The organism is Coleofasciculus sp. E1-EBD-02, assembly GCF_040218245.1.
In the GTDB taxonomy this organism is placed as follows: Bacteria; Cyanobacteriota; Cyanobacteriia; order Cyanobacteriales; family Coleofasciculaceae; genus Coleofasciculus.
The window spans coordinates 23,580-33,137 of sequence record NZ_JAVJQN010000259.1 but is presented as its reverse complement, the minus strand read 5'-3'; the positions used below and the strand labels follow the sequence as shown (position 1 = coordinate 33,137).

The following is a 9,558-nucleotide window of genomic DNA, read 5'->3' as shown; positions in this document are numbered from 1 at the left end:
TTTTGGTTAGGTGAAAGGTTGGGGCAGGGCGGGTTTTGTCGAAAGGTGATTGGTGGCTTGATTAATTTTGTCCCTAAACCCGCCCCTACATTGGGTTTTTGGTTAGGTGAAAGGTTGGGGCAGGGCGGGTTTTGTCGAAAGATGATTGGTGGCTTGATTAATTTTGTCCCTAAACCCGCCCCTACATTGGGTTTTATGTCCCAAGATCATACGTTAATATTAACCTGAAACCCGCTAAAAAAATACCAAATTCCCAACCGCGATCGCACTTTGTTTATCCAAAGTCCAGTTATTCAGCAATCCCTAATTGCTGATCATCTGACGCTTGTTCCGGCGAACGGGTTGCGATATCTTGAAGCCCACAATCGTGATCGCCATGACTAGCACTAATCCCGCCATCCACGCCAGGGACGTACCCGGTTGCTGAGGAAATATTGCCCCTTGGTAAAATAACGTGGCACTCCAGTAGGCAAGTCCCGTCGTCCAAGCTGCCACAAACACCGTCCATCCTACATTGGTTTCCCGGTAGATGGCTGCAGTAGCAGCGACACAGGGGAAGTACATTAGCACAAACAGCAAATAGGCAAAAGCACCCGCTCGACCGTCAAAGCGTTGAACCATCGCCCCAAACGTACCCGTGGCGACTTCTTGCTCCTCAGCCGCTGCTTCAATATTGCTCACATCACCCACCGATATACCCAGAGGGTCAAGCAGATTACCAGGAACCTCGGCTAAATTGGCTGGAATCGTGGCAAACGCTTCACCAATTCCTCCCCAAAAGTCAAAAGTTTCTGGGGTTTCTGGTTCTACCTCTGCTCCCAGTTGACCATAAAGGGAGTCAAGCGTACCTACCATCGCTTCCTTAGCAAACACTCCGGTAAAAATCCCCACCGTCGCGGGCCAATTGTCTCGCTCTAAACCCATCGGTGTAAAGACGGGAGTGATTGAGCGGCTGATGGAACTGAGAACCGACTTATCCGTGTTTTCCTGACCAAAGGAGCCATCAGTCCCGATTGAGTTCAATAGGCTCAACACCATCACCATGATCACGATAACTTTCCCTGCCCGCAGCATAAAGGCTTTGAGCCGATCCCAGGTACGCAACAACACCCCTTTGAGATTCGGTAGATGGTAGGGTGGGAGTTCCATGACAAAGGGCGAGGCTTCACCTTGTAATAGGGTGTTTTTCAAGACCAACCCCGTGAACACCGCCATGGCAATACCAATCAAGTAAAGTCCAAAGACAATATTCTGACCCGCTATCGGGAAAAATGCCGCCGCAAACAAAGCATAAACCGGTAGTCGTGCGCCGCAGGACATGAACGGATTCATGGCAATCGTCATCAAGCGATCGCGTTGATTTTCTAGGGTGCGCGTTGCCATAATCGCTGGCACGTTACAGCCAAACCCCACTAACATCGGCACAAAGGATTTCCCCGGAAGACCGACAAAGCGCATAAAGCGATCCATGACAAACGCGGCTCGCGCCATATACCCGGAGTCTTCTAAGACAGAAAGGCACAAAAACAAGATGGCAATAATTGGGATAAATGTCGCCACTGTCTCGATCCCGCCACCGATCCCCTCAGCCAGCAGAACTTTGAGCCATTCGGGTGTACCAATCGTGCTGAGTAATTCGCCGAAACCTTCGACAAAGATCGTCAGTGTCAAGATATCGAAAAAATCAATAAAAGCACTGCCGACATTAATCGTCAGCACAAACATCAGGTACAGCACCACCAGAAAGATGGGCAGACCGAACCAGCGGTTGAGTACCACACTATCGATGCGGTCAGACAAATTACTGCTAACTTCTCGGGTGCGTTCTGTCGCCCCATTAACCAGTTGGCGCACAAAGCCGTAACGACTATCGGCAACCATAATATCGATATCTTCACCCAGCACCTGATGAATCTTGCGGCGCTGCTCTACCACCTGTTTCTCTAACTCCTGTCCTCTCAACTCAGGCGCAATCCGGTCTTCGTACTCTAGCAGTTTCAGCGCCGTCCAGCGAGGTTCAACGGCTCGGTCAGGACTTTGTTCCATTACCAAAGGCATCACCTGAGCGATCGCGTCTTCGAGTACGGCGGGGTATGCCACATAGCTATGGGGTTTGACTTGATGGTGCAGGTTCTGATGGATCGTATCCCGCAGAATCGCCACACCTTCATTGCGCGACGCGACTAATGGTGTGACGGGACAACCTAGGCGTTCTGAGAGGAGAACGGTATCGATGCGGATACCCCGATCCTGCGCCACGTCGGTCATGTTCAGCGCCACCACCAAGGGGAGGCGCATTTCCATGATTTGGGTGGTCAGATACAGGTTCCGCTCCAAGTTGGAAGCGTCAACAATATTAACAACTAAGTCGGCTGTGCCAGTGAGCAGGTAATCTCTGGCAATGATTTCATCGAGTCCACTATCTTGGTCTTCAGCATCCAAGGAATAGACGCCCGGTAAATCAACAACGGTAATACTCTCGTCGCGATCGCGATAGTTCCCTTCCTTGCGCTCAACAGTGACTCCGGGCCAATTCCCGACGCGCTGGGAGGCACCGGTTAAGGCGTTAAACAGGGTGGTTTTGCCGCAGTTGGGATTGCCGACTAGGGCAATTGTCCGCTTATTCATATCTCGTTCACCTCTTCGATACAAAGGACATCAGCTTCGTGTCGGCGTAAGCTCAGATTAAACCCCCGCACTTCAATCTCAATCGGGTCTCCTAGGGGCGCATGGCGGATCACAGTGAACTCGGTTCCGGGTGTCAATCCCATGGCTAGCAATTTGCCCTTATAACCTCCAGTCCTTTTCTCGTAGCCCACAATACGCCCTTTGCTACCTACGGTTAAATTGCGGAGATATGTGTCTGTATTCATTGCTTTTCCCTGTTTCTGTTTCCAAGCGTTAACTTGATGGGGTTGAGTCACCAGAATTTTGTTCGCCATACCCGCCCCCAAACCAATGCGGTTATCCCCGAAGGCGATAATCACGGAGCCACTGGGAACGGAGCTCACCACTTGAACTTGGATACCTGGTGTTAGCCCTAGACTCAGAAGGTGACTGATGCCGCCTTTGCCTTTGAACCCAATAATCGATACGCGATCGCCAGCACGGGTTCTCGCTAAAGGGAAATTAGTCTCGGCATCGAACCGCTTATGGGCTAAGTCATCATAGAACTCAACAACGTTGTCTTCGTCCCCAGAGGGTTCGGATGTTTGTCCAAAAAAAGAAAACCCCCACCCTTTACGCTTTCGGTTGCGTTGGCGTCGGTGATTTGAGTGTCTGTTGGCTGTCATTGCAGGCTCCTGATTAAGACTATTGTTCTATAACAATTTCCGTTTATTAGCAATCTTTTTTAATAATTAATTCGGGTTTGGGCAGGCGGGATGGGGAAAACCCGATGCAGGCAGTACGCCTAAAAGACTGAATCTATAGGGGTTTTCCAGTGAAAGACCCTAAACTCTATTCCCGTCCAAGTTGGCGGCATTAGATTCAAATAATTGTCCTCTAGATAATAAATTAAATGATACGCGATCGCAATAGACTGGGCGGGAGTATATTATGTAGAGACGTGCTTTTGAAGCGTCTGGGCGAGATCTGGATCAAAAAGAAACGATAGTTGTCAAACCCGCCCCTACAAATCATGCCCTTGAAGATTCTCCAGTTCGTTTGTACTCAACTGGGCTTGACAGTGCTGCAACTGATGCCAAAGAGACTCGATCTGCTCGAACGCCTGATTGGGAGACAATTTACCCGCCGTTTGTAAGTTGCAAATATAGCTGACTCGCTGGGCAAACTCTTGCAGATTGGCATTCAGCAGCAGATGCTTCGGCTTGACGGCTCCGCGATAACGGGTACGGGGATATAGAAAGTTGTGTTTGGATTGCTGCATGGCTACCGCTCCCCAATTATTGCAATTAATTTCTAATTACAGATAAGTTAACTCCATGTTTACCTGAGCTGTCAAGTGAACCTTGATCGTGGCGCGATCGCATTATTTGCCATAGCAATTGTAGTGTTGACCAAAAGTAGCCAGTTGTTCAGCGCAGACATTTTGCCCAGAGCCATTCATCCCTTGGCTAGGGGCTGTGATTAGCTGGGAAAACCACTTCTGTTAATCCGAAGTCAGTTGAGAAAGATTCTTAACGTATTGTCGTCTCATTCCAGCTCAACTCAGAGATTTGGGCAGATTTTGAACGCCGTACAAGTCAGCAACCCCTGACAAAACGTTGATTTAACTGGTTACCACAACCGGATCGAGTCAGTTTTGTCATAAAACTTAATACTAGCTTATTGATAATTTCTCTAAACTAGCGCTATCTTATTGAATATCTTTCGCAACAAATTTTGCTTCTGGCGAAGGGACTATGACAAATGACAAATGACAAATGACAAAGTACCGTGCATCCTAGCAAGGCTTTATCGGAAGAGGCAATTGGTTGTTTAGATTACGAACCAATCGCTGCGTCGCCTGGATCTAACGGTATACGTTCCCAATGTTTTTGTGCCAAAACGACAACTAATCACACCTCGAACTGTTTGTCCATTAACCATCAATAAGTCGATGTCTTTATCCACTTTATCCACATCAATCCCCTCTACATTGCCCACCCGTCTGCATGTTTTGTATCCCCAAAAAGCTTTTAATCGCAAAGATTTGCTACCTCTGGGTTCAGACTATCTGTGGGAAATTGAACAAGGTATCGTGCGATCGCTAACTTGGAACGAAGAGGGTCAATTTGGGCAAACAGTTCCTCAAGGTAAATTGCTGAACTTCCACCTGACTCATCAGGATATTTCCGAGACGATTGGGCTGACTCGGGTAACCGTAACTCGCCTGATCAATCGGTTGGAACAGGAAGGGAGCATTGTGCGATCGCATCGAAATTTCATCCTAACTACTGGTTAATATTCTCAGTACAAGCTTCCCCAGCTTCCCAGACGTGCCATGGCACGTCTCTACATTGGCTTCCCCTGCTTCCCCAGCTTCCCCATCTCCCCCAGCTTCCTCTCAGGATTCCCGATACAACTCTGGCATGGGTTCTTTCTCAATCCGATAGATTTTAAAGCCCCGTTTAATGCAATTATCCAGGGCGTAAGGACTATCCAGATTGCTGGTATGAATCCAGAGGCGTTGTGTGCCTTTGTTCCAAGCGTAAGCAATCCCATGGCTGAGTAAATGCTTGCCTAACCCCCGCCCTAAATAGTTTTCGCGCAACCCAAAATAGACAATTTCTGTCGAGTAGAACCGACCCGATGGTCCCTCGCGACGCTTGACCAACTCAATGTATCCAGCGGGCGCACCGTTGACATAGAGGACATGAATACTGGTTTCAGAGACAGTGAGAATCTCTTGCAGTTCTTCATCGGAGTAGGATAAGCGATCGCGCCAACGCCAGGGTTTGCCTACGGTACTGTACAGGAAACGATAGAAGGCAACATCAGGCGTATCCATACACATCATTTTTATCCCATCCGGGTAGTTAAGATACGCCGGACGGAATTGGGTCGGATCGGTCATCTGGAGATAGGTGATCACCAGAGTATCCGGAATAGGTGTTATGGGAGGAGATTTCAAAGACACCGGAATTTGAGTGCTGTTGGGACATGTTGCCGCCTGAGAAACCGATACAGCCATCGCGATTCACAATCTGCTTAACTATTAATTAACGTTGGGCGATTTGACCGATGGGGCAGCAGTTTATGACTTACACTGTATTCTACGGTGGAATGATTATGATTAAGGATTGCTCCTGCTGTTTGTTGTCCAGGTCACATTTTCAGGAAATGGCAGTACAGGATACCGATGCTGTCGGTTCAGACAACGCGAGTTTACCCATCACTGATTCTCTACAACCCAACTTACCCCAATTTTACGTCGATTTTTCTTCCAGTGTAATTTTAACTCAGGTCAATTCGTATTTGTTTAAGAATTTATCAGGAGATTCTTTTTTTTTAAGTATATACAAATACATTCTTCCTGAACTCAATCCCTGTTTTCGCCTAAAGTCCATTAGATTTGCTGGCATTTAGGCAATGGCAGTCAAACCCGGATTGAACTTTAGGCAGTTAGTTTGTGATCTGCAACGCCCGATAACGGTTCATTGGTCACTGGACATTGTTGATGCCGATCACTGCTTACTGAGTTTCGTAAATGTAATCTTGCAACGCTTTCACATCTAAAGGCTCAGACTTCAATGAACGAATTGCCCCGGCTGTTGCCTTTGCACCAGCAATCGTGGTAACAATTGGGATTTTGTAAGCCAATGCGGTGCGCCGAATTAACCGACCATCGGCTTGGGCATCTTCTCCGGTTGGGGTATTAATAATCAACTGAATCTGCTTATTTTTAATCGCATCCAAGACATGGGGACGCCCTTGATGCAGTTTCAGGATTAAATCAACCTGCAAGCCCTGATCCTTAAGGGCTTTGCGTGTCCCTTCCGTGGCAATGACATTAAAGCCCAAGTCCATCAAGTCTTGCACCACCGGGACAACATTGGCTTTATCCCGGTTATTGGTGGAGACAAAAACAGTACCCGACAGGGGTAAACGCTGACCGGCGGCTAATTCTGCCTTAGCAAATGCCTTACCAAAGTCCGTATCAATCCCCATCACTTCACCAGTAGACCGCATTTCTGGTCCCAGGATGACATCGGTGCCAGGGAATTTATCAAAGGGCAAGACAGCTTCTTTTACGGCAATGTGCTGGAGTATCGGTTCGCGGGTTAAACCGAGGTCTTCTAGGGTTTCTCCTGCCATGATCCGGGAAGCCAAAGCCGCTAGCGGGACTCCGGTAGCTTTGGAGACATAAGGAACAGTGCGCGACGCCCTGGGGTTGGCTTCCAGGATGTAAACGGTTTCCCCTTGCACCGCAAACTGGATATTCATCAAGCCAATGACTTTCAACTTTGTGGCTAATTGATGGGTACTGGTGCGAATGGTTTCCATTGCTGTGGAACTCAGGGAAATAAACGGAACCGAACAAGCCGAGTCCCCGGAGTGAATCCCTGCTTGTTCGATATGCTCCATAATGCCACCAATTACCACCCGACCCGTATGATCCGCGATCGCGTCTACATCGACTTCAATGGCGTTTTCCAAGAACTTATCAATCAGAATTGGGTGTTCCGGTTCCACTTGCACCGCAAAGGTCATATACCGTTCCAACTCCAGGTCAGAATAGACAATTTCCATTGCCCGTCCACCGAGGACGTAGGAGGGACGCACCACCACCGGGTAGCCGATGCGCTTGGCGATGTCCAACGCCTCCTCATAACTGCGAGCGATGCCATTGGGGGGCTGTTTGATATCCAGTTGGCGCAGGATTTGCTCAAAGCGTTCCCGATCTTCGGCTATATCAATGGAGTCGGGAGAGGTACCCCAGATTTTGGTGGGAGCGGAGGTGGGGATTTCGGGATTGTTTAAAAACTCCTGGAGGGGAACGGCGAGTTTTAATGGGGTTTGACCACCAAACTGGATGATAATGCCTTCTGGCTTCTCAGTTTCAATGATATTGAGAACGTCTTCTTTAGTTAGAGGTTCAAAGTAAAGGCGATCGCTGGTGTCGTAGTCTGTGGAAACGGTTTCCGGGTTGGAGTTGACCATAATCGTCTCAAACCCTTCTTTGGCAAGGGAATAAGCCGCATGACAGCAGCAGTAGTCAAACTCAATCCCCTGTCCAATCCGGTTGGGTCCACCACCGAGAATCATCACCTTGCGCTTATCGGAGGGGATGACTTCGGTTTCTTCTTCGTAGGTGGAATAGTAATAGGGGGTCAGTGCCTCAAATTCGGCGGCGCAGGTATCCACGACTTTGTAAACGGCGACAACCCCCAGTTGCTTGCGATACGTCCGCACCTCATCCTCGGTTGTTTTGGTGGCGAAGGCAATTTGGCGATCGCTATAGCCTTGACGCTTTACATACCAAAGATCCTCTTTTGTCAAGCTTTTTAAGGGAGTGCGCTTGAGGAATTTTTCAGTTTCGAGTAAATCGGCAAACTTATCTAGAAACCAAGGATCAATACCCGTGAGTTCATAAATTTCTTCCACGGTCATCCCTAACTGTAAGGCGTGACGCAGGGTAAAGATGCGGTCAGGGTTGGGTGTCCGTAAGCCAGACCGCACTTGTTCCAGGGAGGGAAGTTTCTCGGCGCGATCGCATCCCCACCCGTAGCGTCCGATTTCCAGAGAACGCAGGGCTTTTTGGCAGGATTCTTGGAACGTGCGTCCAATTGCCATGGCTTCCCCCACCGACTTCATCTGGGTGGTGAGTACGGGTTTAGCGTTGGGGAATTTCTCAAAGGTAAACCGGGGAATTTTGGTGACTACATAATCGATCGTGGGTTCAAAGGAGGCGGGGGTTTTCTGAGTAATGTCGTTGGGAATCTCATCCAAGGTGTACCCTACCGCCAACTTCGCCGCAAATTTAGCGATCGGGAATCCGGTAGCTTTGGAGGCGAGGGCAGAACTGCGGGAGACACGGGGGTTCATTTCAATGACAATCACGTCCCCGGAAACTGGATTGATGGCAAACTGAATATTTGAGCCACCCGTTTCCACGCCAATCTCGCGGATAATTTGAATCGAGTAATCCCGGAGTCGCTGATATTCCTTATCGGTGAGGGTTTGGGCGGGGGCGACGGTAATCGAGTCCCCAGTGTGGACGCCCATGGGGTCAAGGTTTTCGATTGAGCAGATAATCACCACGTTATCGGCGAGATCCCGCATCACTTCTAACTCATATTCTTTCCATCCCAGCAGCGACTGTTCCACCAAGATTTGAGACACGGGGGAGGCGTCTAACCCCACTTGTGCCATTTCTTCGTATTCTTCTTGGTTATAGGCAATACCGCCGCCTGTACCGCCTAATGTATAAGCTGGACGAATAATTAGGGGGTAGGTGCCAATGCGTTGGGCGAGGGCTTTGGCTTCATCCAGGTTACTGGCGATTCCGGAGGGACAGACTTGAATCCCGATACGTCCCATGGCTTCTTTGAAAAGCTGGCGGTCTTCTGCCATTTCGATGGCATCGAGTTTAGCACCAATAAGATCGACGCCGTATTTTTCAAGAACACCGTTTTTTGCCAGAGTAACGGCAATATTCAGGGCTGTTTGACCCCCCATCGTCGGTAATAGGGCATCTGGTCGTTCTTTGGCAATCACCTTCTCCACAATTTCCGGAGTCAGGGGTTCAATGTAGGTGCGGTCTGCGGTTTCTGGGTCGGTCATGATCGTGGCTGGATTGGAGTTAACCAGTATCACTTCGTAGCCTTCCTGTTGGAGGGCTTTACACGCCTGAGTGCCAGAGTAATCAAACTCACAGGCTTGTCCGATAACAATGGGACCAGAACCCAAGATCAGGATTTTGTGAAGATCGTCGCGGCGAGGCATAAGTGTCGGTGATTGCGTGACTATTCTTGAATTCTGTTTATTTTATATGGTTTGAGGGAAATTCGTCGCGGCAGTTATGTTGGGGTTTGATGACTTAGGGAAGTTTGGAACACAGATTTCTCTGACTTATTGGCAGGTTAGGGGTAGGGAGGTAGACTGTTGGTAGCA

The 9,558-nt window shown here is 48.9% G+C and carries 9 protein-coding genes; 4 read left to right on the top strand and 5 right to left on the bottom strand.

Features of this window, described 5'->3' with window-relative positions:
• On the top strand, positions 1-228 hold a 228-nt coding region (locus tag RIC07_RS37740), incomplete at its 5' end, for a hypothetical protein (protein WP_446398985.1).
• 75 nt (positions 229-303) lie between these two features.
• Here the strand turns inward: RIC07_RS37740 and feoB are convergent.
• The 3 genes from feoB to RIC07_RS37725 form a co-directional block, all read right to left on the bottom strand.
• The gene (gene feoB / locus RIC07_RS37735) at positions 304-2,628 is read right to left on the bottom strand and encodes a Fe(2+) transporter permease subunit FeoB (protein ID WP_446398984.1); all 2,325 of its coding nucleotides are present in this window, start codon (positions 2,626-2,628) and stop codon (positions 304-306) included.
• Positions 2,625-3,293, bottom strand: a complete 669-nt coding sequence (locus tag RIC07_RS37730; RefSeq protein WP_446398983.1) for a FeoA domain-containing protein — start codon at positions 3,291-3,293, stop codon at positions 2,625-2,627. The genes feoB and RIC07_RS37730 overlap by 4 nt, the downstream gene beginning before the upstream one ends.
• Positions 3,294-3,631: 338 nt before the next feature.
• Positions 3,632-3,889: a DUF7219 family protein gene (locus RIC07_RS37725; protein ID WP_446398982.1), complete on the bottom strand. Its 258-nt coding sequence runs from the start codon at positions 3,887-3,889 to the stop codon at positions 3,632-3,634.
• A 75-nt stretch (positions 3,890-3,964) separates the two neighbouring features.
• Here RIC07_RS37725 and RIC07_RS37720 point away from each other — a divergent pair, with 75 nt between their 5' ends.
• Entirely contained in the window at positions 3,965-4,093 is a 129-nt protein-coding gene (locus tag RIC07_RS37720) for a hypothetical protein (protein WP_446398981.1), read from the top strand.
• Positions 4,094-4,561: 468 nt separating this feature from the next.
• Complete coding sequence (locus tag RIC07_RS37715) at positions 4,562-4,906, top strand: replication/maintenance protein RepL (protein WP_446398980.1); 345 nt, start codon at positions 4,562-4,564, stop codon at positions 4,904-4,906.
• Between the two features lie 102 nt (positions 4,907-5,008).
• On the opposite strand, the gene RIC07_RS37710 is transcribed toward RIC07_RS37715, so the two are convergent.
• Positions 5,009-5,635: a GNAT family N-acetyltransferase gene (locus tag RIC07_RS37710; protein ID WP_446398979.1), complete on the bottom strand. Its 627-nt coding sequence runs from the start codon at positions 5,633-5,635 to the stop codon at positions 5,009-5,011.
• Between the two features lie 65 nt (positions 5,636-5,700).
• Here RIC07_RS37710 and RIC07_RS37705 point away from each other — a divergent pair, with 65 nt between their 5' ends.
• Positions 5,701-6,030 carry a hypothetical protein gene (locus tag RIC07_RS37705; RefSeq protein ID WP_446398978.1) on the top strand — a complete coding sequence of 110 codons (330 nt, stop codon included), beginning with the start codon at positions 5,701-5,703 and terminating at the stop codon, positions 6,028-6,030.
• Between the two features lie 105 nt (positions 6,031-6,135).
• Here RIC07_RS37705 and carB read toward each other — a convergent pair whose 3' ends face one another.
• Positions 6,136-9,390: a carbamoyl-phosphate synthase large subunit gene (gene carB, locus RIC07_RS37700; protein ID WP_446398977.1), complete on the bottom strand. Its 3,255-nt coding sequence runs from the start codon at positions 9,388-9,390 to the stop codon at positions 6,136-6,138.
• Positions 9,391-9,558: the final 168 nt, after the last annotated feature.

Excerpts from the sequence above, each read along its gene's own strand:
- feoB (WP_446398984.1), bottom strand. The coding sequence starts at position 2,628 with ATGAATAAGCGGACAATTGCCCTAGTCGGCAATCCCAACTGCGGCAAA.
- RIC07_RS37730 (WP_446398983.1), bottom strand. The coding sequence starts at position 3,293 with ATGACAGCCAACAGACACTCAAATCACCGACGCCAACGCAACCGAAAG.
- RIC07_RS37725 (WP_446398982.1), bottom strand. The coding sequence starts at position 3,889 with ATGCAGCAATCCAAACACAACTTTCTATATCCCCGTACCCGTTATCGC.
- RIC07_RS37715 (WP_446398980.1), top strand. The coding sequence starts at position 4,562 with ATGTCTTTATCCACTTTATCCACATCAATCCCCTCTACATTGCCCACC.
- RIC07_RS37710 (WP_446398979.1), bottom strand. The coding sequence starts at position 5,635 with ATGGCTGTATCGGTTTCTCAGGCGGCAACATGTCCCAACAGCACTCAA.
- RIC07_RS37705 (WP_446398978.1), top strand. The coding sequence starts at position 5,701 with ATGACTTACACTGTATTCTACGGTGGAATGATTATGATTAAGGATTGC.
- carB (WP_446398977.1), bottom strand. The coding sequence starts at position 9,390 with ATGCCTCGCCGCGACGATCTTCACAAAATCCTGATCTTGGGTTCTGGT.